Source organism: Pseudomonas kitaguniensis (assembly GCF_009296165.1).
Classification (GTDB): Bacteria; Pseudomonadota; Gammaproteobacteria; order Pseudomonadales; family Pseudomonadaceae; genus Aquipseudomonas; species Aquipseudomonas kitaguniensis.
In genome coordinates this window covers 1-24,153 of the sequence record NZ_VUAZ01000031.1, presented here as the reverse complement: position 1 = coordinate 24,153, position 24,153 = coordinate 1, and the positions used below count along the sequence as shown (strand labels likewise).

General features: G+C 59.4%; 20 protein-coding genes and 2 pseudogenes. 14 read left to right on the top strand and 8 right to left on the bottom strand.

Annotated features, from left to right (window positions below; translation table 11 throughout):
* Positions 1 to 124 precede the first annotated feature (124 nt).
* A complete protein-coding gene (locus F0169_RS06330) occupies positions 125 to 1,183 on the top strand; it encodes an AraC family transcriptional regulator (protein ID WP_152746028.1) in 1,059 nt (352 codons plus the stop codon).
* Here the strand turns inward: F0169_RS06330 and F0169_RS06325 are convergent.
* From F0169_RS06325 to F0169_RS06290, 7 genes are all read right to left on the bottom strand, one after another.
* A complete protein-coding gene (locus tag F0169_RS06325) occupies positions 1,140 to 2,594 on the bottom strand; it encodes a TrkH family potassium uptake protein (protein ID WP_058412437.1) in 1,455 nt (484 codons plus the stop codon). The two genes, F0169_RS06330 and F0169_RS06325, sit on opposite strands and share 44 nt — an antisense overlap.
* Positions 2,595 to 2,815: 221 nt before the next feature.
* Entirely contained in the window at positions 2,816 to 4,159 is a 1,344-nt protein-coding gene (locus F0169_RS06315) for an imelysin family protein (RefSeq protein WP_058414450.1), read from the bottom strand.
* 127 nt (positions 4,160 to 4,286) lie between these two features.
* Positions 4,287 to 6,338, bottom strand: coding sequence for a putative bifunctional diguanylate cyclase/phosphodiesterase (locus tag F0169_RS06310; protein WP_152746027.1), 2,052 nt, complete (start codon positions 6,336 to 6,338; stop codon positions 4,287 to 4,289).
* Positions 6,339 to 6,534: 196 nt separating this feature from the next.
* Positions 6,535 to 6,813 (bottom strand): hypothetical protein, encoded by a 279-nt coding sequence (locus F0169_RS06305; protein WP_058414448.1) that lies wholly within the window; start codon positions 6,811 to 6,813, stop codon positions 6,535 to 6,537.
* A 149-nt stretch (positions 6,814 to 6,962) separates the two neighbouring features.
* Positions 6,963 to 7,559 carry a superoxide dismutase gene (locus F0169_RS06300; RefSeq protein ID WP_017125974.1) on the bottom strand — a complete coding sequence of 199 codons (597 nt, stop codon included), beginning with the start codon at positions 7,557 to 7,559 and terminating at the stop codon, positions 6,963 to 6,965.
* 178 nt (positions 7,560 to 7,737) lie between these two features.
* Positions 7,738 to 8,337, bottom strand: coding sequence for a LysE/ArgO family amino acid transporter (locus tag F0169_RS06295; RefSeq protein WP_152746026.1), 600 nt, complete (start codon positions 8,335 to 8,337; stop codon positions 7,738 to 7,740).
* A gap of 5 nt (positions 8,338 to 8,342) precedes the next feature.
* Positions 8,343 to 8,744, bottom strand: a complete 402-nt coding sequence (locus F0169_RS06290; RefSeq protein ID WP_152746025.1) for an ACT domain-containing protein — start codon at positions 8,742 to 8,744, stop codon at positions 8,343 to 8,345.
* A gap of 101 nt (positions 8,745 to 8,845) precedes the next feature.
* Here F0169_RS06290 and F0169_RS06285 point away from each other — a divergent pair, with 101 nt between their 5' ends.
* From F0169_RS06285 to F0169_RS06240, 10 genes and pseudogenes are all read left to right on the top strand, one after another.
* Positions 8,846 to 9,742, top strand: a complete 897-nt coding sequence (locus F0169_RS06285; RefSeq protein WP_152746024.1) for a LysR family transcriptional regulator ArgP — start codon at positions 8,846 to 8,848, stop codon at positions 9,740 to 9,742.
* A 98-nt stretch (positions 9,743 to 9,840) separates the two neighbouring features.
* Positions 9,841 to 10,838 (top strand): annotated as a pseudogene (locus F0169_RS06280) (NAD-dependent epimerase/dehydratase family protein).
* Between the two features lie 127 nt (positions 10,839 to 10,965).
* Positions 10,966 to 11,793 carry an ATPase gene (locus F0169_RS06275; protein WP_122250870.1) on the top strand — a complete coding sequence of 276 codons (828 nt, stop codon included), beginning with the start codon at positions 10,966 to 10,968 and terminating at the stop codon, positions 11,791 to 11,793.
* 168 nt (positions 11,794 to 11,961) lie between these two features.
* Positions 11,962 to 13,221 carry a D-mannose isomerase gene (locus F0169_RS06270; RefSeq protein ID WP_152746023.1) on the top strand — a complete coding sequence of 420 codons (1,260 nt, stop codon included), beginning with the start codon at positions 11,962 to 11,964 and terminating at the stop codon, positions 13,219 to 13,221.
* Between the two features lie 104 nt (positions 13,222 to 13,325).
* Positions 13,326 to 14,612 (top strand): ABC transporter substrate-binding protein, encoded by a 1,287-nt coding sequence (locus F0169_RS06265; protein WP_058414441.1) that lies wholly within the window; start codon positions 13,326 to 13,328, stop codon positions 14,610 to 14,612.
* Between the two features lie 128 nt (positions 14,613 to 14,740).
* Positions 14,741 to 15,649 carry a carbohydrate ABC transporter permease gene (locus F0169_RS06260; protein WP_058414440.1) on the top strand — a complete coding sequence of 303 codons (909 nt, stop codon included), beginning with the start codon at positions 14,741 to 14,743 and terminating at the stop codon, positions 15,647 to 15,649.
* On the top strand, positions 15,642 to 16,487 hold the full coding sequence (locus F0169_RS06255) for a carbohydrate ABC transporter permease (protein ID WP_058414439.1): 846 nt from the start codon (positions 15,642 to 15,644) through the stop codon (positions 16,485 to 16,487). Before F0169_RS06260 ends, F0169_RS06255 begins: the two co-directional genes overlap by 8 nt.
* A 2-nt stretch (positions 16,488 to 16,489) precedes the next feature.
* Positions 16,490 to 17,653 (top strand): ABC transporter ATP-binding protein, encoded by a 1,164-nt coding sequence (locus F0169_RS06250; RefSeq protein WP_152746022.1) that lies wholly within the window; start codon positions 16,490 to 16,492, stop codon positions 17,651 to 17,653.
* Between the two features lie 88 nt (positions 17,654 to 17,741).
* Positions 17,742 to 19,088: a carbohydrate porin gene (locus F0169_RS06245; protein ID WP_058414437.1), complete on the top strand. Its 1,347-nt coding sequence runs from the start codon at positions 17,742 to 17,744 to the stop codon at positions 19,086 to 19,088.
* Positions 19,089 to 19,190: 102 nt separating this feature from the next.
* A pseudogene (locus F0169_RS06240) lies at positions 19,191 to 20,034 on the top strand (D-hexose-6-phosphate mutarotase).
* A gap of 131 nt (positions 20,035 to 20,165) precedes the next feature.
* Here F0169_RS06240 and F0169_RS06235 read toward each other — a convergent pair.
* On the bottom strand, positions 20,166 to 21,026 hold the full coding sequence (locus F0169_RS06235; protein WP_172979352.1) for a MurR/RpiR family transcriptional regulator: 861 nt from the start codon (positions 21,024 to 21,026) through the stop codon (positions 20,166 to 20,168).
* Between the two features lie 218 nt (positions 21,027 to 21,244).
* Here F0169_RS06235 and zwf point away from each other — a divergent pair, with 218 nt between their 5' ends.
* Genes zwf through F0169_RS06220 form a run of 3 tightly spaced genes read left to right on the top strand, consistent with a single transcriptional unit; the run spans position 21,245 to position 24,094 of the window.
* The gene (gene zwf, locus F0169_RS06230; protein WP_058414434.1) at positions 21,245 to 22,711 is read left to right on the top strand and encodes a glucose-6-phosphate dehydrogenase; all 1,467 of its coding nucleotides are present in this window, start codon (positions 21,245 to 21,247) and stop codon (positions 22,709 to 22,711) included.
* Positions 22,698 to 23,411, top strand: a complete 714-nt coding sequence (gene pgl / locus F0169_RS06225; RefSeq protein ID WP_152746021.1) for a 6-phosphogluconolactonase — start codon at positions 22,698 to 22,700, stop codon at positions 23,409 to 23,411. The genes zwf and pgl overlap by 14 nt, the downstream gene beginning before the upstream one ends.
* Before the next feature lie 17 nt (positions 23,412 to 23,428).
* Positions 23,429 to 24,094, top strand: coding sequence for a bifunctional 4-hydroxy-2-oxoglutarate aldolase/2-dehydro-3-deoxy-phosphogluconate aldolase (locus F0169_RS06220; protein ID WP_058414432.1), 666 nt, complete (start codon positions 23,429 to 23,431; stop codon positions 24,092 to 24,094).
* Positions 24,095 to 24,153: the final 59 nt, after the last annotated feature.

Sequence of the window (24,153 nt, the reverse complement as noted above, 5' to 3'; positions counted from 1 at the left end):
GTGCGGTGGGTAGCTTATTTGAGTCTAGAGTGATCAGTGGTAACAGCCAGTGACAATAGATGCCACTTTAGTATCCTTGCCTTCCTGGCTACTGTTTTTAAGCCTGCTTTATTAAGAAGACGCCATGAGCGAACGAACAACTTCTGCAAGCTGGGCGATGGGGATAGTCAAGGCGTTGGAAATGGATGGCCTGGACTGCCGCGTCTTGTTCAAGCAACTGGGCCTGGACTACGCCGCCCTCAGTGACCCTGACGCGCGTTTTGCGCAGGACTCCATGACGCGGCTGTGGCAACGGGCAGTGGAGCTGTCGGGCAACCCGGCAATTGGTTTGAACATGGGCAAGGTGGTGCGCCCGGCGTCGTTTCACGTGGCCGGTTATGCGCTGATGTCGAGCAACACCTTGGCTGAAGGCTTTAGGCGTCTGGTGCGCTACCAGCGGATCATCGCCGAAAGCGCCGACTTGAGTTTTCGACTGTTACCCGACGGCTATGCGCTGATTCTGACAGTGCACGGTGATCACTTGCCGCCGACCCGGCAAAGCGCCGAAGCCTCGCTGGCCAGTGCATTGGCGCTGTGCGGCTGGCTTACCGGGCGCACTCTGCAGCCGCGCAAGGTGGTGTTGCAAGGCGAACAGCCAGCGGACCTTTCACCCTACAAACTGGCCTTCCACGCGCCGCTTGAATTCAATGCAGCGTATGACGCGCTGATTTTCGAGCGCGCGGACATGGAGGCGCCGCTGCCCACGGCCAACGAGGCGATGGCGCTGTTGCATGATCGGTTTGCCGGCGAATACCTCGCGCGGTTCTCCGAGAGCCGCGTCACCCATAACGCGCGTCAGGTGTTGTGCCGTCTGTTGCCTCAGGGCGAACCCAAGCGCGAAGTGGTTGCGCAGACCCTGCACCTGTCCCAGCGTACCTTGCAGCGGCGCTTGCAGGAGGAGGGCACGAGTTTTCAGACGCTGCTCGACGACACTCGCCGCGAACTCGCCGAGCAATACCTGGCGCAGCCGAGCATGACCTTGCTGGAAATTGCCTACCTGTTGGGCTTTGCCGACCCGAGCAACTTCTTCCGCGCGTTTCGCCGCTGGTTCGACGCCACGCCCGGCGAGTACCGGGCGCGGTTGCTGGCGGCGTTGACGGTCAGTGACGCCAGAACGCCGGAATGCACAGCACAAAGACTGTAATGATCTCCAGCCGCCCCAGTAGCATGCCGAACGACAAGATCCATTTGGCCGCATCCGGCAGGCTGGAGAAGTTACCCGCCGGGCCGATGGTTTCGCCCAAGCCCGGGCCCACGCCCGACACGGTGCTGGCGGCACCGGTCAATGCGGTCATCCAGTCCAGGCCGAGTAATGACAGGGCCAGCGCGATGGCGCAGATGGTGATGGCGAAGAAGAACGAAAACGTCAGAATCGAGCGTACGATTTCTTCGTCGAGCCGGTGGCCGTTGTACTTCTGCTTGATCACTGCGCGCGGGTGAATCAGTTGGTTCAAGTTGGCCTTGAGCAAGATGTAGGCGACCTGGAACCGGAAAATCTTGATGCCCCCCGCGGTAGAGCCGGAGCAGCCGCCGACGAAGCCCAGGTAGAAGAACAACATCAGTGAGAAGTTGCCCCAGATGCTGTAGTCCCCGAGTGCAAAGCCGGTAGTGGTGACCACTGAAGTGACGTTCACCGCCACATGGCGCAACGCTTCCAGCCAGGGCAAATTGGTGGTCCACCAGTACCAGGTGCCGAGTACCAGCCAGGTCACCAGCAGCAAACCGAGCAGGCCTTGCACCTGTTGATCCTTGAGCAGCGCCTGGCGGTTACCGCGCAAGGTGGCCACGTACAAGGTGAACGGCAAGCTGCCGAGAATCATCACCACCACCGCCACCCAGTGCACTGCCGGTTGTTTCCAATGGGCCAGGGATTCATCGGAGGTGGAAAAACCACCGGTGGAAATCGCCGACATCGCGTGATTGATCGCGTCGAACAGGCCCATCCCGGCCCACCAGAACGCCAGGCTGCCCAGAATGGTGATGCCCACATACGCTGCCACAATCAGGCGCGCCACCATGTGTGAGCGGGGCATGACTTTTTCCGAGCGGTCCGAGGATTCGGTCTGGAACAGCCGCATGCCGCCAATGCGCAGCAGCGGCAGAATCGCGACGGCCATGCCGATAAAACCGATGCCGCCGAGCCAGTGCAGCAGTGAGCGCCATATCAATATGCCGGGGGACATGCTGTCCAATCCGCTCAATACGGTGGAACCGGTGGCGGTGATGCCGGACATGCTTTCAAAGAATGAGTCGGTATAGCTGATGTGCTGGGTCAGTAAAAACGGCAGCGCGGCGAAGATGCACACGACCAGCCAACTGGTGACTGTCAGCAAGTACATATCGCGGGGGCGAAGGTGAACGTGTTCGGGGCGGCCGGGGATGACCAGCGCCAGGCCCGCGAGAAAGGTGATCAGGCTGGCCCACAGGAATGACGGTAGATCGGCGGTGCGTTCGAAGATCACCAAGGTGGCCATTGGGATGACCATGGCGATCGCCAGCGTGATCAGGAAGATGCCGATGATGAAACCAATGATGCGTAGGGTCGGCAACGCCATGAAGTGTGCTCGGGTGGTCGGGGTTGGGGCGCCATTCTACCTGGGGTGTGGGGTGTGTAAACCTGGGGCGCATTCCAGGAATGCCGACCCAATCTGTAAAACCAAATGCAGGCAACTGTGGGAGCGGGCTTGCTCGCGATGGCATCGACTCGGTATGCCTGAGTTACCGAGGTGTCTGCATCGCGAGCAAGCCCGCTCCCACATGATCTAACAGCGCCGGATCAGAACTCGTGATCAGCGCTATCCGGGTTCAAGTCACTGATCCCCAACTTACCCGCAGCCGTCTCAATCGAACCGGTTTGCTTGACCAGCGCCGCAATCGCATCGCGCACGATCTGGTTGCCCGCGTCATTGCCTGCGGCAATCAGTTGGTCGTAATGCTCACCTTTGTTGGCGTGATCAACCATGACCTGAATCTTCGCCTCGGTGGCGGCAAGATCGGCTTTCAACGCGGTATCAGCTGCCGGGTCAGCCTTGGCCACCAGCGACGACAAGCTCGCGCCCGTCATTTTGGTGCCGTCGGTGCGGGTGTACTCACCCAGGTAAACGTTACGAATACCCTTGGCATCATAGAAGTGCGAGTTGTGGGTGTTATCGCTGAAGCAATCCTGCTCGTCTTCCGGCGAGTTGGCTTCCAGGGAAACCTTCATGCGCTCACCGGCCAGTTCGCCAAGGGACAGGCTGCCCATGCCGAACAACATTTTGCGCAGGCCGTCGGTGGCAGGTTCTGCCTCCAGCGTGGCGCGGTAGTTGTCTTCGACGTCAGGTTTCCAGTTGCCGACCATTTCTTCCAGGTCGCTGACCAGCAGTTGAGTCACCGAGCGCAGGTAGGTACGGCGGCGCTCGTTGTGGCCGCCAGTTGCACCGTCGCCGGTCAGGTAGTCCGAAGCGGGGCGGTTGCCTGCGCCAGGGCCTGTGCCGTTGAGGTCTTGGCCCCAGAGCAGGAATTCGATGGCATGGTAGCCGGTGGCGACGTTGGCTTCGGAGCCGCCCAGCTCATTCAGGCTGGCGAGTTTTTCCGGCGTGATCTCTTTAACGTCGACCTTGTCTTCGCCGACCTGAATCTCGGTGTTGGCGATGATATTGGCCGCGGCGCCCGGGTTGCCCAAGGCGTGCTCGTAGGATTTGTCGACGTAGTCGATCAGGCCTTCGTCCAGCGGCCATGCGTTAACCTGGCCTTCCCAGTCGTCGATGATGGTGTTACCGAAACGGAACACTTCGCTCTGCAGGTACGGCACGCGCGCGGCGACCCAAGCGGTGCGGGCCGCTTTCAGGGTGTCGTCGTTCGGGTTGGCGAGGAATGTATCAATCGCGGTTTGCAGGGTTTTCGCGGTGGATTCGGCATCGCTGTACACCGCAAACACCATGTCAGCGTAATGCGCGACCACGGCCTTTGCCGCCGCTTCGTCGACTTGGCCGGCAGGCGTGGCAGCCGCTGGTGCGGCAGTGCTGGCCGCCGGGGTCGGCGCTTGAGGCGCGGCGGCCTTGTCTTTACCTTCGCCGCAGCCGGCGAGAGAAATGGCAATGGCCAGCAGACTGGCGGTGGCCAGGGGCATACGAATCATGGCGAACATCCTGCTTCGGTTGTTGATAGGGCGCGCCGGGGAGCGCAAAAACTGCGACATAATGCGAAAGATTTGCATTTTGTGTAAAGGTTTATGCGAGGGAAATATTTAGTATCGTTTTGCGATGTCACAGAATCGCTGCGTTATTGCGCTCGGCGTGTTTCAAATAAGCCGCCAACTCCCGGGCCGGCAGGGGTTTGCTGTAGTGGTAGCCCTGACCCTCATGGCAGCCCTCGGAAATGATATAGGCCTCTTGCTCGGCCGTTTCCACGCCCTCGGCGATCACCTGCATGCCCAGGCTTTTGCCGAGTTGGATAATGGCGCGCACGATGGTTGCGTCATCGTCGTCGTCGAGCAGGTCCTGGACGAAGCTCTTGTCGATTTTGATCTTGTCCAGCGGCAAGCTTTTCAGGTAACTCAGGGACGAATAGCCGGTGCCGAAGTCATCAATTGCGATCAACGCCCCGGAACGACGCAGGCTCAGCAAGTGCTGGGCGGCGGTGCTGATGTCTTCCATCAGGCCGGTTTCGGTGACTTCCAGTTCAAGGCTGCGCGGCGGCAGGCGGTAGATCTGCATCAGGTTGTTGACCACCCGTGGCAACTCGGCGTGGTGCAACTGTACGGTGGACAGGTTGACGGCCATGCGCAGGGTGGTGAAACCCTGGTCATGCCATTCGCGCAACTGCCGGCACGCTTGGTCGAGTACCCATTCGCCAATCGGGATAATCGTACCGTTCTGTTCCGCCAGCGGGATGAACAAGTCTGGCGGCACCAGGCCGTGCTCCGGGTGCTGCCAGCGGATCAGTGCTTCCACGCCGACCACGCGGTGATCGCGGTAGCTGATCTGCGGCTGGTAAACCAGGTAGAACTGATCGCGGCCGAGGGCGTCGCGCAGGTCTTTTTCCAATTCACGGCGGCGGCGCATTTCACTGTCGACGCTGGCGATATAGAACTGATAGCGGTTGCGTGAGCGGCTCTTGGCCAGCGTCATGGTTTGTTCGGCTTTTTGCAGCAGCTTCTCGGTACTGTCGCCGTCTTCGGGGAAGAGCGTGATGCCGATGGTGGCGCGCAGGCGAATCTGTTCGTGCTCCAGGGCGAATTCAGATTCCAGGTCATCGAGGATGCTTTGCGCCAGTTCTGCCGCTTCGTAAGGTTGGTCGATGTCGGCCTGTACCAGCGCAAACTGGTCGCCGCCCAAGCGGGCGAGGGTGCCCAGCCTCGCGCTGTGAGCGCGCAGGCGGTCGGCCAGAGCCAACAGTAATTTGTCGCCGGCCTGGTAGGTGAACTGTTCATTGACGCTTTTGAAGTCATCCAGCCCCACGCATAACACCGCGACACGGCGTTGCCTACGGCCGGCATCGATCAAAATCTTGTCCAGTTGCTCTTGCAGCTTCTGGCGATTCGGCAGGCCGGTCAGATAATCGTACTGGCCCATGCGCAGCAGGCTGGATTCGGCTTCGTGACGCAAGTGGGTGTTGCGCTCGATCGATTCGAGCAACTGGTTGGCGGTATTTATCCACAACCCCAACTCGTTGCGTTCGTGGCCCTTGATCTGCGGGATCTTGTGTTCGCTGGGCCGGTCCGGGTTGATCGAGGTCAGGTGCTCGATAATCCGCGACAACGGTTTGGTCAGCAGCCAGTGGTAGACCAGGTACAACACCAAACCCAGAGCCAGGGCGCGCAGTACACCGGAAATAAAGATGATCACTGAATTGACAAGAAAGCCTTCGCCGTACGTGGCGGTGTCCAGCGTGATGCTCAGGTCGCCGTAATACTCACTGTAGGGGCCTTTGCCGACCAATGAAGTGGTGAAGGTGCGTTCCTGGCCAAGAATCAGGTCGGTCAGCCAACGGGTGGAGGATTGCTGCAAGGCGCGGTTTTTTTCCGCAAGCATGCTTTCGTTGGGGTGGCCAATCGAGGCAATGCGCACGGCGTCGTCTTGAAACAGACCTTCGATCACCTGCATGCCCATCTCGCGGTCCAGGCTGTAGACGGCCTGTGTAGAGGGGTCACGAAACATGTCGAGAATACGCTGGGCATCAGCCGCCACAGCCTGGCGCGTCTTGTAGGCATCGAAGACGATTTGCGCCACGCTCAACGCCACGCCCACGATAAATGCCGACAGCAGCACAACCCGTAGCAACTTCACCGACAAGCTGTTTTTGAGTTCCAGCTTCAAAGGGTCATTCCTTGTTCCATGCGGGTAGCCTCAATATGCCATGAGTATTGGCAATCTCGTGATGGCAGTCAAAGGAACATTCAGGCGTTTGGCTGGTTTGACAAGGAATGGACGGGGTTACGATGGCGCAGCAGCGAGGCGGACTGGCGTCCGCCTGCTTGAGGCAATTGCGCGAGCGCGCACGGTCACGCGTTTATCAGCTTTGAAAGGTCACCGAACGCTTCACCGTTTCTACCTGGGCCGAATACTCTATGTTTTGTTTTTCGTGACTGTACGAATTCTGCATAGAGTGTTTTTCGTGACTATGCGAATTCTCGTGTGCCACCTTATTTTGATCTCCTCCACCTGCTTTACCAGCCGCTTGCGACTTGGCTAACTCACCGACCGTTTTAGCGATCTCGGTGACGGCTTTGAATGCTTCGCCAACGATAGGGAGAGCGGCTGAGGCGAGTCCGGTTATTGCGCCAATGGACATTGTAATTTCTCCGACAGATACGAGAGGCAAATTCCTCACGCAGACTGGGTGGTTTAATTCGCTCACCGAGTTCCGAGGCCCTGGCCTTTATTCATCGCGCATAAAAAAGCCCGGCAGGATAGCCGGGCTTTTTCTACTGCAAGCAGTGCTTAGGCAGTGAAGGTTTTGCCTTCGAACTGCTCAGCCACGAACTTCCAGTTGACCAGGTTCCAGAACGCTTCCACATACTTTGGACGCACGTTGCGGTAGTCGATGTAGTAAGCGTGTTCCCAGACGTCGCAGGTCAGCAGCGGGGTGTCGCCACTGGTCAGCGGGTTGCCGGCGCCGATGGTGCTGGCCAGGGCCAGGGAACCGTCGGCTTTTTTCACCAGCCAGCCCCAACCGGAACCGAAGGTGCCGACCGAAGTCTTGGTGAACTCTTCTTTGAACTTGTCGAACGAACCGAAGGCTGCGTTGATGGCTTCAGCCAAGGCGCCGGTGGGTTGGCCGCCGGCGTTTGGTGCCAGGCAGTTCCAGTAAAAAGTGTGGTTCCAGACCTGAGCGGCGTTATTGAAGATGCCGCCCGAAGAGGACTTGACGATTTCTTCCAGGGTCTTGCCTTCGAACTCGGTGCCAGGCACCAGGTTGTTCAGGTTCACGACGTAGGTGTTGTGGTGCTTGTCGTGGTGGAATTCCAGGGTTTCCTTGGAAATGTGCGGCTGCAGGGCATCGTGTGCGTAGGGCAGCGGCGGCAATTCGAAAGCCATGATGATTCTCCTAATCAGGTCAGTTGCGGTGAGCGCAAGGCCGATCACGGGCGGCCAAACAAGCGCCGGGGAGTTTGTACTCTTTGCGGCGCAGGGTCCGGATCATAGCACCGGGGGTGCGGCAAAACCACGCAACAACTGTGTGGGATAGAGGTTCCAGAGCGTTTTGGAATATTCCTCAAGCACTGATCAATTGGTAGGCCACGCTGAACATCATCACGGCAACCAAAAGGTCGAGCACACGCCACGTAGCCGGGCGCGCCAGCCAGGGTGCCAGCCACGCCGCGCCGAGTGCCAGCGTGGCGAACCACAGGAACGAAGCGCTGGCGGCGCCCGCAACATAGGCACCGGGCTGGGTTTGTTGAGCGCCCAGTGAACCGATCAGCAACACGGTGTCGAGGTACACATGCGGGTTGAGCAAGGTGACCGCCAGCGCACTCAGCAATACGGCGCGTAACGAGCGCACCTTAAGGGCGCCGCCTTGCTCAAGGCTCTGCCGCGAAAACGCGCGGCGCAACGCCAACGCGCCGTACCACAACAGGAACGCCGCGCCGCCCCAGCGCGCAATCGCCAGCAGCAGCGGGTTTTGCGCCAGCACCGTCGCCAAGCCAAAGACCCCGGCAGCCACCAGTATCGCGTCACACACGATGCACAGTGCCGCCACCGGCAAATGATGTTCACGGCGCAGGCTTTGCGCCAACACGAAGGCGTTTTGAGTGCCGATCGCCATGATCAGACCAAGGGCCACTAATAGCCCGTTTACATAGCTCTGCCACATAGGTGTTACTCCGCGTGCGCTGCCAATTGCCGTAATACGTGCATGGCGCGCTCGGCATCGGCGCGGCCGACAAACAGGTGGTCGTGGTAAAAACCGGCAATCACGTTGCAACTGATACCGGCATTGCCCAGCGCACTGGCGAAGGCCGCCGTCAGGCCCACGGCTTCAAGGGCGGAATGCACATTCAGGGTGATCCACGCAGCGACGTAGTCGAAGCTCAAACCGGCGTGTTGCGCCTGTTGACGTTCAACAATCAGGGTCAAACCTTCCTGCTCGCGAAAGCTGCCGATTACCTCGCAACCCGCCGGGATGCAGGCGTCGGGCAGGGTGCAGAACACGTAATCGCCGTCGTTAAGCTGTGGGCTCATACTGCGCAACAGCGTCGCCAAGGTAGTTTCGCCAGCCATGTGAGCGTTCCTTATGGGTTGTGAGAATCAATGCTGGTCATTCTCTGGCGCCAAGCTGTATAAGAAAAACAAATATTACTGATCGCTCATTAGAGAAACTGATGTTCGACTATAAATTGCTTTCTGCCTTGGCGGCGGTCGTGGAACAAGCCGGTTTCGAACGCGGTGCGCAGGTACTGGGGGTGTCGCAGTCGGCGATTTCTCAACGCATCAAGTTGCTGGAAGCACGCATCGGCCAACCGGTGCTGGTGCGCGCTGCGCCGCCTGCGCCCACCGAGATTGGCCGTCGCCTGCTTAACCATGTGCAACAAGTGCGGCTGCTTGAGCGCGACCTGCAAAGCCTGGTGCCGGCGCTGGACGCCGAGGGCATGCCCGAACGCCTGCGCATCGCAATCAACGCCGACAGTCTCGCCACGTGGTGGGCGGCGGCCGTCAGCGGTTTTTGCGCCGAGCAACACCTGTTGCTGGACCTGGTGGTAGAAGACCAAACCGTCGGCCTCAAGCGCATGCGCGCCGGTGAAGTGGCGGCGTGTATCTGCGCCAGTGAGCGCCCGGTGGCCGGCGCGCGTAGCCTGTTGCTCGGCGCCATGCGCTATCGGGCAATGGCCAGCCCAGCCTTTATTGCGCGGCATTTCCCTGAAGGCGTGCGTGCCGACGAACTGGCGCGCACGCCAGCGCTGGTGTTCGGCCCGGATGACTTTCTGCAACACCGTTACCTGGCATCTCTGGGCGTGGAGGGTGGTTTTGAGCACCATTTATGCCCATCGTCCGAGGGCTTTATTCGGTTGACGGAAGCGGGCTTGGGCTGGGGGTTAGTCCCCGAATTGCAGGTGCGCGACCAACTGGAAAAAGGCGTTTTAGTCGAATTGTTACCCGATAAGCCCATCGATGTGCCGCTGTACTGGCATCATTGGCGCAGTGGCGGGCAGTTGTTGGGCTTGCTCACCGACCATCTGGCCCAGGCATGTGGCCAATGGTTGGTGCCCTATCAGCAGTAACAAGCGTCAAGCAGCAAGCTGCAAGAGAAAAGCTTGCGGACCGTTTTTAACTTGTAGCTTGAAGCTTGACGCTAGAGGCTGCATTCGTAGGAGGCTACATGAAGATCTTGGTCACCGGCGCAAGCGGCTTCATCGGCGGGCGCTTTGCGCGTTTCGCCTTGGAGCAAGGCCTGCACGTGCGGGTCAACGGCGGCGCGCCGAAGGTGTGGAGCACTTGGTACGGCGCGGCGCCGAGTTTATCCAGGGTGATTTGAATGACGCAGGCCTGGCGCGCGAGCTGTGCCGTGACGTCGAAGCCGTGGTGCATTGCGCCGGCGCCGTCGGGCTGTGGGGCAAGTACCAGGACTTTCATCAGGGCAATGTGCTGGTCACCGAAAACGTGGTTGAGGCGTGCCTCAAACAGCGCGTCGGGCGCTTGGTGCACCTGTCTTCGCCGTCGATCTACTTTGACGGGCGCGATCACCTTGGGCTGACCGAAGAACAGGTGCCCAAGCGTTTCAAACATCCCTATGCCGCGACCAAGTATCTGGCGGAGCAGAAGGTGTTTGGCGCTCAGGAATTCGGTCTTGAAGTACTCGCCTTGCGCCCACGCTTTGTCACCGGCGCAGGCGACATGAGTATTTTCCCGCGGTTGCTGAAAATGCAGCGCAAAAACCGTCTGGCGATTGTTGGCGACGGCCTTAACAAGGTCGACTTCACCAGCGTGCACAACCTCAACGAAGCGTTGCTCAGCAGTTTGTTGGCGCCCGGCTCGGCGTTGGGCAAGGCCTACAACATCAGCAACGGCACGCCGGTGCCGGTGTGGGATGTGGTCAATTACGTGATGCGACAAATGGACCTGCCGCAGGTCACCCGTTATCGCTCTTACGGTTTGTCCTACAGTGTGGCGGCGTTGAACGAGGCATTCTGCGCGATGTGGCCAGGGCGACCGGAGCCCGCATTGTCGCGGTTGGGCATGCAGGTCATGAACAAAGATTTCACCCTCGACATCAGCCGGGCCAGGCATTATCTCGACTACGAGCCCAAGGTCAGCCTGTGGACCGCCCTCGACGAGTTCTGCAGTTGGTGGAAAGCCCAGGAGCCGGGGCTTAAGTAAGCTCACAACCAGCAACACATCGGGAACCGAATTCCGGGTTCCGAGTCGATCAGTGCAGTGCCGGCGCGGTTTATACTGCCGGCGCTCGATTTTTCAGCTAGCCATCTCACCGATTCAGGGTTGATTCATGCGTAACGATGCTAAAGACGATTTCGACAACGTTCCCAGCCTGCGGGCCGACCACGGGGACGATGATGATTTCGAGCCGACCCCCGCCACGTCCGTGCGCTCGCGCAATACCAAAGTGGTCAAGGTCAAGAGCGCCAGCACCGGCCCGCTGTGGGCATTGGTCGGCGCGCTGCTGATCGCCTTTGTGGGCCTGGCCTGGTGGAGCTTCCAGCAGATCTCCCTGATGGGTCAGCAATTGGTTGCCACCCAAGAGAGCTTTGCACGCATCAGCGAAGAAGCGGCAGGGCGCCTGCAGGACATTTCCGGCAAGGTGGTGGCCAGTCAGGCCAGCGTGAACAACGGCAGCGAAGCGCTCAAGCTGCAAATCCAGCAGTTGGAAACCCAGTTGCAGGAGCAGGGCAAGCAGCAAGTCGGCGTAGCCGGCCAAGCCACCGCGTTGGACCAGCGCCTGGCGCAAATGGCCGCCGGTACCACCGAGCTGTCGAACGCCAACAGCAAGCTGCAAGGCCAGGTTCAGGCGCTGACCGAAGCCGTTGCAAGCCTCAAGGCCGCGCAAGGTGATGTGGCCAAGCGTGATGCCGAGGTCAAGGAATTGTCCGCCGACGTTGCCGCCCTTAAAAAGCAGGGCAACCCGAGCGCCGCCATCGCCCGTCTGGAACAAGACTTGGTGGTGCTCAAGAGCGCGCAGGAAAATCCGTCGATTAATAGCGATGCGCCGACCAATAAAGAATTCGACGTGTTCCGCATCCAGACCACCCGCAATATCACCACCTTGCAGAGCCAGGTGCAGAACCTGCAGCAACAGCTCAACGCGCCAGCAAGATAAGCGTGATCGTTCCCACGCCAGAGCCTGGGAACGATCACACCGTTGATACACAGGGCCGCTTTTGGGAGTGTCACCGGTCGGTGACATTTACCTTGTGCTTCGTTACATGCCGCCGCCGCGCCCTTGTTTAGACTCAGGTCATCCCACAAAAAATAATAAGGGCCACCCATGACCATGCAACCGCTGCCTGCCAGCAGCTGGCTCAACGCTTCTGCCCATCACACCTGGCTCGCCGCCGAAGGCCAGCGCCTGTTGTCATTCGCCAAAGCCTCTCGACTGCCCGACGGTTTCGGTAACCTGAACGATAAAGGCCAACTGCCGGCCGATGCCCACGCCGAAACCATGAACACCGCGCGCATGACCCACAGTTTCGCCATGGCCCATGCCATGGGGTTGCCCGGTTATGCCGAGCTGGTTGAACACGGTGTGGCTGCGCTTAGTGGCCCTTTGCGCGATAGCGAACACGGTGGCTGGTTCGCCGCGCCCCACGCCGTCGACGGCAACCGGGGCAAGGCTGCCTACCTGCACGCGTTCGTGGCGCTGGCCGCCAGCTCAGCGGTGGTGGTGGGTGCGCGCGGTGCGCAGAACCTGTTGAACGACGCCATCCATATCATCGACCAGTTCTTCTGGAGCGAGGAGGAGGGCGCAATGCTCGAATCGTTTGCCCAAGACTGGACTCACGTCGAAGCCTATCGCGGCGCCAACAGCAACATGCACGCCACCGAAGCCTTTCTGGCGCTGGCCGATGTCACCGCCGACACGCGTTGGCTGGACCGCGCGTTACGCATCGTCGAGCGGGTTATTCATACCCACGCCGTGGCTAATCAGTACAGTGTCATCGAGCATTTCGACGCACAGTGGAAACCCTTGCTCGGCTACAACGAAGACAACCCCGCCGATGGCTTCCGCCCCTACGGCATCACCCCCGGCCACGGTTTTGAATGGGCGCGGCTGATGTTGCACCTGGAGGCCGCGCGCCTGCAGGCCGGGTTGGCCACGCCGGACTGGCTGGTGACTGACGCCAAGGGCTTGTTTGCCAGCGCTTGCGAATACGCGTGGGCCGTGGACGGTGCCCCCGGCATTGTCTACACCCTGGACTGGAATCATCGTCCGGTGGTGCGTGAGCGCCTGCATTGGACCCACGCCGAAGCAGGCGCTGCGGCGCAGGCGTTGCTCAAGCGCACGGGCGAGTTGCACTACGAAACCTGGTATCGGCGTTTCTGGGAATTTTGCGACAGCCACTTTATCGACCGTGTCGATGGCAGTTGGCATCACGAACTCAGCCCGCATAACCTGCCCAGCAGCAAAATCTGGGGCGGCAAGCCCGACCTGTACCATGCCTGGCAAGCGGTCGTGCTGCCTGCACTGCCCTTGGCACCCAGCATGACCAGCGCTTTGGGCCGAGGGCTTTATGTCACAAAGTGGTGACATTTGTACGTCCCTTTGTTACCTGCGCCTTGAAAATCCCTGTTTAAACTCCGTGCAGCGCAAGCTCTAGACTTGCATGCATAACAACAAGAAAAGGTATTCAGATGAACGCGATCAATCGCCTCGCCGTTGCTATTTCCATTGCCTCGTTAGCTCCCCTCAGTGTGTTTGCCGCCGACTCGAAAGGGACGGTTGAAGTGGTGCATTGGTGGACCTCCGGCGGTGAAAAAGCAGCGGTAGACGTACTGAAGGCTCAAGTTGAGAAAGATGGCTTCGTCTGGAAAGACGGTGCTGTCGCAGGTGGCGGTGGCGCCACTGCCATGACCGTGCTGAAAAGCCGCGCGGTTGCTGGCAACCCGCCAGGCGTTGCCCAGATCAAAGGCCCGGACATCCAGGAATGGGCGTCGACTGGCTTGCTCGACACGGACGTGCTCAAAGACGTCGCCAAAGAAGAAAAGTGGGACTCCCTGCTCGACAAAAAAGTCTCCGATACTGTGAAGTATGACGGTGACTACGTTGCCGTACCGGTCAACATCCACCGCGTGAACTGGCTGTGGATCAACCCGGAAGTCTTCAAAAAAGCCGGTATCACCAAGAACCCGACCACCCTCGAAGAATTCTACGCAGCCGGCGACAAGCTCAAGGCCGCAGGCTTCATTGCGCTCGCGCACGGTGGCCAGCCTTGGCAGGACAGCACTGTATTTGAAGCCGTCGTACTGTCGGTGATGGGTGCAGAGGGCTACAAAAAAGCCCTGGTTGACCTGGATAACGCTGCGCTGACCGGCCCGGAAATGGTCAAGTCGCTGACCGAGCTGAAAAAAGTCGCGACCTACATGGACGTCGACGGCAAGGGCCAGGACTGGAACCTTGAAGCAGGCAAGGTCATCAATGGCAAGGCCGGCATGCAGATCATGGGTGACTGGGCCAAGTCCGAATGGACCGCCGCCAAAAAAGTCGCCGGCAAAGACTACGAGTGCGTAGCCTTCCCGGGCACCGACAAAGCCTTCACCTACAACATCGACTCCCTGGCGGTGTTCAAGCAGAAAGACAAAGGCACCGCTGCCGGCCAGCAAGATATTGCCAAAGTCGTGCTGGGTGAAAACTTCCAGAAAGTCTTCAGCATCAACAAAGGCTCGATCCCGGTTCGGATCGACATGTTGAACAAAATGGACTCGTACGGCTTTGACTCCTGCGCGCAGACCGCTGCCAAAGACTTCCTGGCAGACGCCAAGACCGGCGGCCTGCAGCCGAGCATGGCGCACAACATGGCCACTACGCTGGCAGTACAAGGCGCGTTCTTTGACGTTGTGACCAACTTCATGAACGACCCGAAAGCCGACCCGGCCGACACCGCCAAGAAACTCGGCGCTGCGATCAAGTCGGCAAAATAAAGGGCAGCCCCGAGCTGCAAGTTTCAAGCTTCAAGCGGCAAGTTAGAAGCAGCCCACTGTAGGGCTTCTGACTTGTAGCTTGTAGCTTGCAACCGCCCTAAGCCCTATTTCTTTTGTTGGATTTTCCCATGAGTTCTGTTGCTGTGTTCAGCAAGGCCTCGCCGTTAGATGCATTGCAGCGCTGGCTACCTAAATTGGTGCTGGCGCCCAGCATGTTCATCGTTCTGGTGGGCTTTTACGGCTACATCCTGTGGACATTCGTTCTGTCGTTCACCACGTCGACGTTTCTGCCAAGTTACAAATGGGCGGGGCTTGCGCAATACCAGCGGTTGTTCGACAACGATCGGTGGTGGGTGGCGAGCAAGAACCTGGCGGTTTTCGGCGGCATGTTTATCGGCATCACCTTGGTGATCGGCGTGACGCTGGCGATTTTTCTCGACCAGAAAATCCGTCGCGAAGGCTTCATTCGCACCATTTACCTGTACCCGATGGCGCTCTCGATGATCGTGACCGGTACGGCCTGGAAATGGTTGCTCAACCCGGGCATGGGCCTGGACAAACTCTTGCGTGACTGGGGCTGGGAAGGCTTCCGTCTCGACTGGCTGATCGACCCGGACCGCGTGGTGTACTGCCTGGTGATTGCCGCTGTATGGCAAGCCTCCGGTTTTATCATGGCGATGTTCCTCGCGGGCCTGCGCGGTGTTGATCAATCGATCATTCGTGCAGCGCAGATCGACGGCGCCAGCCTGCCGCGCATCTATTGGAGCGTGGTGCTGCCAAGCCTGCGCCCGGTGTTCTTCAGTGCGGTGATGATTCTCGCGCACATCGCCATCAAGAGCTTCGACCTGGTTGCGGCAATGACCGCCGGCGGCCCGGGCTACTCGTCCGATTTGCCTGCGATGTTCATGTACTCGTTCACCTTCAGTCGTGGCCAGATGGGCATGGGCTCGGCCAGTGCAATCCTGATGCTCGGCGCGATCCTCGCGATCATCGTGCCTTACCTGTACTCCGAGCTGAGGACCAAGCGTAATGACTAGTCTTGCTAACAAACCGGCCATCAGCCTGAGTCGCATCGCGATTTACGCGGTGCTGATCCTCGCGGTGCTGCTGTACCTGGTGCCGCTGGTGGTGATGTTGCTGACCAGCTTCAAATCCCCGGAAGACATCAGCACCGGCAACCTGCTGAGCTGGCCGACCGTGGTCACCGGCATTGGCTGGGTCAAGGCCTGGGCCACGGTTGATGGCTACTTCTGGAACTCGATCAAGATCACCGTTCCGGCGGTGCTGATTTCCACCGCCATCGGTGCATTGAATGGCTACGTGCTGTCGTTCTGGCGCTTCCGGGGTTCGCAGTTGTTCTTCGGTTTGCTGCTGTTCGGTTGCTTCCTGCCGTTCCAGGCCGTGCTGCTGCCGGCTTCGTTCACCCTCGGCAAGATGGGCCTGGCCAGCACCACCACCGGCCTGGTGTTTATCCATGTGGTCTACGGCCTGGCGTTCACCACGCTGTTTTTCCGTAACTACTACGTCAGCATTCCGGATGCGCTGATCAAAGCCGCGCGCCTCGACGGAGCCGGTTTTTTCACTATCTTCCGCCTGATCATCCTGCCGATGTCGACGCCGATCATCATGGTCTGCCTGATCTGGCAGTTCACTCAGATCTGGAACGACTTCCTGTTCGGTGTGGTGTTCTCCAGTGGTGACTCGCAGCCGATTACGGTAGCGCTGAACAACCTGGTCAACACCAGCACCGGGGCCAAGGAATATAACGTGGACATGGCGGCGGCGATGATCGCCGGGCTGCCGACCCTGCTGGTCTATGTGATCGCAGGCAAGTATTTCGTGCGCGGCCTCACGGCCGGCGCGGTCAAGGGGTAATCATGGCTACGCTTGAACTTCGCAATGTAAACAAGACCTATGGCGCCGGCCTGCCCGACACCTTGAAGAACATCGAACTGTCGATCAAAGAAGGCGAATTCCTGATTCTGGTCGGCCCTTCGGGTTGCGGCAAATCCACGCTGATGAACTGCATCGCCGGGCTTGAAACCATTACCGGCGGCGCCATCATGATCGGTGACCAGGACGTCAGCGGCATGAGCCCCAAGGACCGTGACATCGCCATGGTGTTCCAGTCCTACGCGCTGTACCCGACCATGAGCGTGCGCGAGAACATCGAGTTCGGCCTCAAAATTCGCAAGATGAGCCAGACCGACATCGACGCCGAAGTCGCGCGCGTGGCCAAGCTGTTGCAAATCGAACACCTGCTTAACCGCAAGCCGGGCCAACTTTCCGGCGGCCAGCAACAGCGTGTGGCCATGGGCCGTGCCTTGGCGCGTCGGCCGAAGATCTACCTGTTCGACGAACCGTTGTCCAACCTCGACGCCAAATTGCGCGTTGAGATGCGCACCGAAATGAAGTTGATGCACCAGCGTCTGAAAACCACCACCGTCTACGTCACCCACGACCAGATCGAAGCGATGACCCTGGGCGATAAAGTGGCGGTAATGAAGGACGGCATCATTCAGCAATTTGGTACGCCGAAAGAGATTTACAACGACCCGGCCAACCTTTTTGTGGCAAGCTTTATCGGTTCACCACCGATGAACTTCATTCCTCTGCGCCTGCAACGCAAGGACGCTCGCCTGGTGGCCGTGCTCGACAGCGGCCAGGCCCGTTGTGAGTTGCCGCTAAGCATGAACGACGCCGGCCTTGAAGACCGCGATGTGATCCTGGGCCTGCGCCCGGAGCAAATCGTGCTGGCGACCGGCGAGGGCAATGGTTCGTCGAGTATCCGCGCCGAAGTTCAGGTCACTGAACCGACCGGCCCGGACACGCTGGTGTTCGTGCAGCTCAACGACACCAAGGTGTGCTGCCGGTTGGCGCCGGATGTTGCTCCGCAGGTTGGCGAGACCCTGACCCTGCAGTTCGACCCGGCCAAGGTATTGCTGTTCGATGCCAAGACCGGCGAGCGCCTCGGCACCGTCGCTGCGTTGCCTGTGCCGGAGGCCGCCGGGCTTGCCCGCGATGGCGCTACAGCGCTGTAAAAACTAATAAGTTGTTGTTTTAATTGAAAAAAAAGTAAACCGCGTTAGATAAAAACAGTTTAATAACAATAAAGACGAGGATGTAGGGATGAAAAAGCACCAGAACAATACCCGGCTGATCTGCCAACTGTCAGCAGCCGCCGCCCTTGTACTGTCCGCCAATGCGATGGCGGCCGATGCATTCAGCGCTGATTCCAAGTGGATGACCGGCGATTGGGGCGGCGAGCGTACCAAGCTGATCGAGCAAGGTATCGACATCAAGGCTGACTACGTGGGCGAAGTTGGCGGCAACCTGCACGGTGGCTTCAACAACGACAAAACTGCCCGTTACTCCGACCAGTTCGGTCTGGGCGTAGCACTGGACCTGCAAAAGCTGTGGGGCTGGGATAACACCCAGGCCAAGATCCAGTTGACCAACCGTAATGGCCAGAACATTTCCAATGACCGTATTGGTGACCCGCGCGCCGGCACCTTGAGTTCGTCTCAAGAAGTGTATGGCCGAGGCCACATGGTGCGTCTGACGCAGTTCTGGATTCAGCACCAGATGTTCGACAACAAGTTGGACGTGAAACTCGGTTACTTCGGTGAAGGCGAAGACTTCAACACCTTCCCGTGCGACTTCCAGAACCTGTCGTTCTGCGGTTCGCAGGTCGGTAACTATGTAAACACCTGGTACAACTGGCCAGTCAGCCAGGCGGCTATCCGCGTGAAGTACAACATCACGCCTGAGCTGTATGCGCAAATCGGTGCCTACAACCAGAACCCATCGCAGCTGGAGCACGGCAACGGCTTTAAGCTCAGCGGCAGCGGCACCAAGGGCACCGTGATTCCGGTGGAATTGGTCTGGTCGCCGAAGGTTAACAACCTGCCGGGCGAATACCGTGTGGGTTACTACAAAAGCGCCGCCGACGCTGCCGACGTACGTGAAGACGTTAACGGCAACGACGCTGCCACCACAGGCCAGGCCTACCGTACCCACAGCAGCAAAAAAGGCTACTGGTTCGTTGCCCAACAGCAACTCACCACGCATAACGGCGACGCTTCGCGCGGCCTGAACATCGCTGCCAACGCTACGTTCCACGACAAGGAAACCAACCTCGTCGACAACTATCAGTCGCTGATGCTGGTGTACAAAGGCCCATTCGATGCTCGTCCAAAAGATGACGTCGGTATCGGCGCTGCGCGTTTGCACGTCAACGATGACGTGAGAAAGAACGCCGAGTTGTCCAACGATGCGGGTGGGTTTACCGACTACAGCCAGGCCGGTTTCTCGCCACTGCGATCCACCGAATACAACTATGAAGTCAACTACGGCTTCCACGTTACCAACTGGCTGACCGTGCGCCCTAACCTGCAATACGTCACCCACCCGGGCGGCGTGGACAAAGTCGACAACGCGCTGGTAGCGGGCCTGAAAATTCAGTCTCAGTTCTAACGCTGTTGCGATAAGCTCCTTCTCTCTGTGCGCATTTTGCGGGTAGCCATGGCTACCCGCTTTTTTTGCGTTGCACTGTGAAGATATTCAGGACCGTGGCACATGCATGAGCATCCGCTGCAACGCTTTTTCAAGTCCCTGCGCGAGCAACCGGTGTTCGCTTGGGAGCGCTTTCAGATGCGTGACGTGTTGGTGATCGACCATCCACTGTGCCAGGCTGTGTTCAGTCGCCAGGGCGCGCAGTTGCTGCACTTCCAGCCGCGAGGTCAAAAACCCTGGTTGTGGTGCGCAGCCAAATGGCCACAAGTCGGCGCCATTCGTGGCGGTGTGCCGGTGTGCTGGCCGTGGTATGGGCGCCATCCGTGCGAAAACGCGTGGCCATCGCATGGCTGGGCGCGTTTGATCGACTGGAAACTGCTCGACAGCAGCACCGCCGACGACGGCGTGCGCCTGCACTGGCAGTTGCAACTGTGCGACTGGCAGGTCGACCTGCACGCGCACTTGGGCGAAACCCTGGAATTGCGCCTGTGCACCGAGCATCAGGACGAACTGCCGTGCCAACTGAGCCATGCTTTGCACGCCTATTGGCGGATTGGCAACGTCGGCGAGGTAGCGCTGTCTGGGCTTGATGGCGCGCAAGGTTATGACCAACTCAATCGTCAGGTTTGCCAGCAGGAAGGCGAGTTGCGCGTGGAGGGCGGGTGCCAGCGGGTGTTTCAGCACGACGGTGAATTGCACCTCAAAGACCACGCCTGGCAGCGCGAACTGTGCATCGACACCGGCAACAGCGCCGACACCGTGGTGTGGCACCCCGGCCGGCAGCCGTTGCTCGGCGTGAGCTTCAATGAGGCGTCGGGGTTTGTGTGCGTGGAGTCGGCGATGGCGGCGCAGCCTGGCGCCGGGGGAGAGGGCGCATTTGAGTTTGCAGGCCAGGGCTGGGGTTTAGCGGGGTGGCTGATGGCCTCATCGCGAGCAAGCCCGCTCCCACATTTTGACCGAGTCCCAGCGTGGAATACCGTCAACTGTGGGAGCGGGCTTGCTCGCGATGAGGCCAGTACCATCACTACACCTTTAGGCCTAGTTAAACTCATCCCCCACCGGATACCGGCTGTCATTCAAACTCTCTTTGATCTTGCGCAAGTGCGGCTGGAAATCCACGCCACGGCGCAACGTCATGCCCGTCGCCAACACATCCAGCACCGTCAGCTGGATGATCCGCGAGGTCATCGGCATGTAGATGTCGGTGTCTTCGGGCAGCGGAATATTCAGGCTCACCGTACTGGCTTTGGCCAGCGGCGAGTTCTCGGCGGTTACGCCCAGCACCGAAGCACCGTTTTCCCGCGCGATACGCGCCACTTCCACCAGCTCGCGGGTGCGCCCGGTGTAGGAAATAATCACGAACAACTCGCCCGTGTGAGCCACCGACGCGAGCATGCGCTGCATCAGCACGTCGGCATGCGCGGTGACGGCCAGGTTGAAGCGGAAGAACTTGTGCAGCGCATCCATTGCCACCGGTGCCGAAGCGCCGAGGCCGAAGAAGTGGATCTGCCGCGCCTGAATCAACAGGTCTACGGCTTTGCTGATCAGGGCAGGGTCCAGCGCCTGGCAGGCGCTGTCGAGCGAGGCAATCGCGCTGCCGAAAATTTTCTGGGTGTAGGCCTCGGGGTTATCATCGGCCTCGACGGCGCGGCTGACATACGCCGCACCACTGGCCAAACTTTGCGCCAGCTGCAATTTAAGTTCAGGGTAACCACTGACGCCGAACGAACGGCAGAAGCGGTTGACCGTCGGTTCACTGACCGAGGCGGCTTGGGCGAGGGCGGCGATCGAGAAGCGTGTGGCCTGCTGCGGGTTGAGCAGGATGACTTCAGCAACTTTACGCTCAGCCTTGTTGAGTTCTTCGAGGCGGTTCCGGATCTGTTCCAGAAGATTTCGCACGCGGTCCATTCAGTCTTCCTTCGGGCGACGATGCAAATAAAAGGTGGCAACTAATCGATGAGTGGCCTTTTGCGGTGGCCTATCCTACTGAGGGTAGCTGAACACCACCACTCGCAATGCGTAATTCGGGAATATGTTGTGGTTATTACTACATTTTCCCTTGAGTGATGCCTTCAAAAAAGGTATTTGTAGCTTAACTTGATAAAAGAACAAACATCATGCCTTCGATAACCGTAGAACCCTGCACCTTTGCCCTGTTTGGCGCGTTGGGTGATCTGGCGCTTCGCAAGTTATTTCCTGCCCTCTATCAACTTGATGGCGCCGGGCTCCTGCACGACGACACGCGCATTCTGGCCCTGGCCCGTGAAGCCGGTTCCGAGCAGCAACACATGGCGCATATCGAAAAAGAATTGCGCAATTATGTCGGCAAGCAACTCGACGAAGGCATCGCCCAGCGGTTTCTGGCGCGCCTGACCTACGTGCACGTCGACTTCTTGAAGGCTGACGACTACGTGGCCCTGGCTGAAATCGCCGGCACCGAGCAGCGTCTGATTGCCTACTTCGCCACCCCGGCGGCGGTGTATGGCGCGATCTGCGAAAACCTGTCCAAGGTCGGCCTGGCGGAAAACACCCGCGTGGTCCTCGAAAAACCCATCGGTTCGGACCTGGAGTCGTCGCGCAAGGTCAACGACGCCGTGGCGCAGTTTTTCCCGGAAAACCGCACCTACCGCATCGACCACTACTTGGGCAAAGAGACCGTCCAGAACCTGATCGCGCTGCGTTTTGCCAACAGCCTGTTCGAAACCCAGTGGAACCAGAACTACATCTCCCACGTTGAAATTACCGTGGCCGAGCAAGTAGGCATCGAGGGGCGCTGGGGTTACTTCGACAAGGCCGGCCAACTGCGCGACATGATCCAGAACCACCTGCTGCAACTGCTTTGCCTGATCGCCATGGACCCGCCGGCTGACTTGTCCGCCGACAGCATCCGTGACGAGAAGGTCAAGGTGCTCAAGGCCCTGGCGCCGATCAGCCCGGACGGCCTGACCACCCAAGTGGTGCGCGGCCAATACATCGCCGGTTACAGCGCTGGCAAGGCGGTGCCGGGTTACCTCGAAGAAGAGAACTCCAACACCCAGAGCGACACCGAAACCTTCGTGGCCCTGCGTGCCGATATTCGCAACTGGCGCTGGGCTGGCGTGCCGTTCTACTTGCGTACCGGCAAGCGCATGCCGCAAAAGCTGTCGCAGATCGTTATCCACTTCAAGGAACCGTCGCACTATATTTTCGCCCCGGAGCAGCGCTTGCAGATCAGCAACAAGCTGATCATCCGCCTGCAGCCGGACGAAGGTATTTCGTTGCGCGTGATGACCAAGGAGCAGGGCCTGGACAAGGGCATGCAGCTGCGCAGCGGGCCGTTGCAACTGAATTTTTCCGACACCTATCGCAGCGCGCGGATTCCCGATGCCTACGAGCGGTTGTTGCTGGAAGTAATGCGCGGCAATCAGAACCTGTTTGTTCGCAAAGATGAAATCGAAGCCGCGTGGAAGTGGTGTGACCAGTTGATCGCCGGGTGGAAAAAATCCGGTGATGCGCCCAAGCCGTACGCGGCGGGTTCCTGGGGGCCGATGAGCTCGATAGCACTGATCACGCGGGATGGGAGGTCGTGGTATGGCGATATCTGAATTGAAACTGCCTCAGGGCGTCAGCGCTCATGAGTACCGTACGCCCGCATTGCTCGCGGACGGCTTGGCCAATGACGTGGCCGAGCAACTGCGCGCGGCCATCAGTGCGCGTGGCGAGGCGACGCTGGTGGTGTCCGGTGGCCGCAGCCCCGTGGCGTTCTTCCAGAACCTGGCCAAACAAGGCCTGGACTGGTCCAAAGTCACCATCACCCTGGCCGACGAGCGTTGGGTGCCGGTGGAACACGCCGACAGCAACGCTGGCCTGTTGAAGAAATACCTGCTGCAAGGCCCAGCGGCCAAGGCCAGGTTTTTGAGCCTGTACAACGTTGCCGCGAACCTTGAAGACGCCGCCGAACTGGCTGATCGCCAATTGGCAGAGCTGCCGGGCATTGATGTGCTGGTGCTCGGCATGGGCGATGACGGCCACACGGCGTCGTTGTTCCCCAACAGCCCGAACCTGAACGAAGCCCTGCAGGCTGACGGTAGTCGCCGTTGCTGGCCAATGCTGGCGCCGACCGTGCCGCACCAGCGCCTGACCATGAGTCGCGCGTTGCTGGCCACCGCGCATTACACCGTGCTGTCGATTTCCGGCAGCTCGAAGTTGACCACATTGAGCGCCGCGCTGGCCAGTGATGACATTGCTGCCATGCCGATTCGCGCGTTTTTGCAACCTACATTAGAGATTTACTGGTGCCCATGAGCCAAGGATCAGCCGCTATGAAAAGCCCTCAACCTACCGTGTCCATGGCGGATAAAGTTGCCCTGATCGACAGCCTCTGCGCCAAGGCGCGGATCCTGCCGGTCATCACCATCGCCCGCGAACAGGACATCCTGCCGCTGGCCGATGCCCTGGCAGCCGGTGGTTTGACCGCATTGGAAGTGACCCTGCGTTCCGAGTTTGGCCTCAAGGCCATTCAGGTACTGCGTGAGCAACGCCCGGAACTCTGCACAGGCGCAGGCACCGTGCTCGACCGCCATATGCTCGAAGCGGCCGAGGTCGCTGGCTCGCAATTTATCGTCACCCCCGGCATCACCCGCGACCTGCTGGAAGCCTCGGTGCACAGCCCTGTTCCGTTGCTGCCGGGCATCAGCAATGCCTCCGGCATCATGGAAGGCTACGGCCTGGGTTATCGCCGCTTCAAGCTGTTCCCGGCTGAAGTCAGCGGCGGCGTCGCGGCGATCAAAGCCCTCGGCGGCCCGTTCGGCGAAGTCAAATTCTGCCCAACTGGCGGTGTTGGCCCGGCCAACATCAAGCAGTACATGGCGTTGAAAAACGTGATGTGCGTAGGCGGCAGCTGGATGCTCGACCCTGAGTGGGTCAAAAACGGCGACTGGGCACGCATCCAGGAAGTCACCGCGCAGGCGCTGGCGCTGCTGGATTGATCTGATTCACCGAATCGTTGTTGCTGTGCTTAACGGCATTTTTGCGGTGCACTTGGTCG

Coding starts and splice junctions, on each gene's coding strand:
- F0169_RS06290 (WP_152746025.1), bottom strand. CDS start 8,744: ATGGCTGGCGAAACTACCTTGGCGACGCTGTTGCGCAGTATGAGCCCA.
- F0169_RS06265 (WP_058414441.1), top strand. CDS start 13,326: ATGAACGCGATCAATCGCCTCGCCGTTGCTATTTCCATTGCCTCGTTA.
- F0169_RS06270 (WP_152746023.1), top strand. CDS start 11,962: ATGACCATGCAACCGCTGCCTGCCAGCAGCTGGCTCAACGCTTCTGCC.
- F0169_RS06300 (WP_017125974.1), bottom strand. CDS start 7,559: ATGGCTTTCGAATTGCCGCCGCTGCCCTACGCACACGATGCCCTGCAG.
- F0169_RS06325 (WP_058412437.1), bottom strand. CDS start 2,594: ATGGCGTTGCCGACCCTACGCATCATTGGTTTCATCATCGGCATCTTC.
- F0169_RS06285 (WP_152746024.1), top strand. CDS start 8,846: ATGTTCGACTATAAATTGCTTTCTGCCTTGGCGGCGGTCGTGGAACAA.
- F0169_RS06330 (WP_152746028.1), top strand. CDS start 125: ATGAGCGAACGAACAACTTCTGCAAGCTGGGCGATGGGGATAGTCAAG.
- F0169_RS06220 (WP_058414432.1), top strand. CDS start 23,429: ATGAAAAGCCCTCAACCTACCGTGTCCATGGCGGATAAAGTTGCCCTG.
- F0169_RS06250 (WP_152746022.1), top strand. CDS start 16,490: ATGGCTACGCTTGAACTTCGCAATGTAAACAAGACCTATGGCGCCGGC.
- pgl (WP_152746021.1), top strand. CDS start 22,698: ATGGCGATATCTGAATTGAAACTGCCTCAGGGCGTCAGCGCTCATGAG.
- F0169_RS06260 (WP_058414440.1), top strand. CDS start 14,741: ATGAGTTCTGTTGCTGTGTTCAGCAAGGCCTCGCCGTTAGATGCATTG.
- F0169_RS06255 (WP_058414439.1), top strand. CDS start 15,642: ATGACTAGTCTTGCTAACAAACCGGCCATCAGCCTGAGTCGCATCGCG.
- F0169_RS06275 (WP_122250870.1), top strand. CDS start 10,966: ATGCGTAACGATGCTAAAGACGATTTCGACAACGTTCCCAGCCTGCGG.
- F0169_RS06295 (WP_152746026.1), bottom strand. CDS start 8,337: ATGTGGCAGAGCTATGTAAACGGGCTATTAGTGGCCCTTGGTCTGATC.
- zwf (WP_058414434.1), top strand. CDS start 21,245: ATGCCTTCGATAACCGTAGAACCCTGCACCTTTGCCCTGTTTGGCGCG.
- F0169_RS06245 (WP_058414437.1), top strand. CDS start 17,742: ATGAAAAAGCACCAGAACAATACCCGGCTGATCTGCCAACTGTCAGCA.
- F0169_RS06305 (WP_058414448.1), bottom strand. CDS start 6,813: ATGTCCATTGGCGCAATAACCGGACTCGCCTCAGCCGCTCTCCCTATC.
- F0169_RS06315 (WP_058414450.1), bottom strand. CDS start 4,159: ATGATTCGTATGCCCCTGGCCACCGCCAGTCTGCTGGCCATTGCCATT.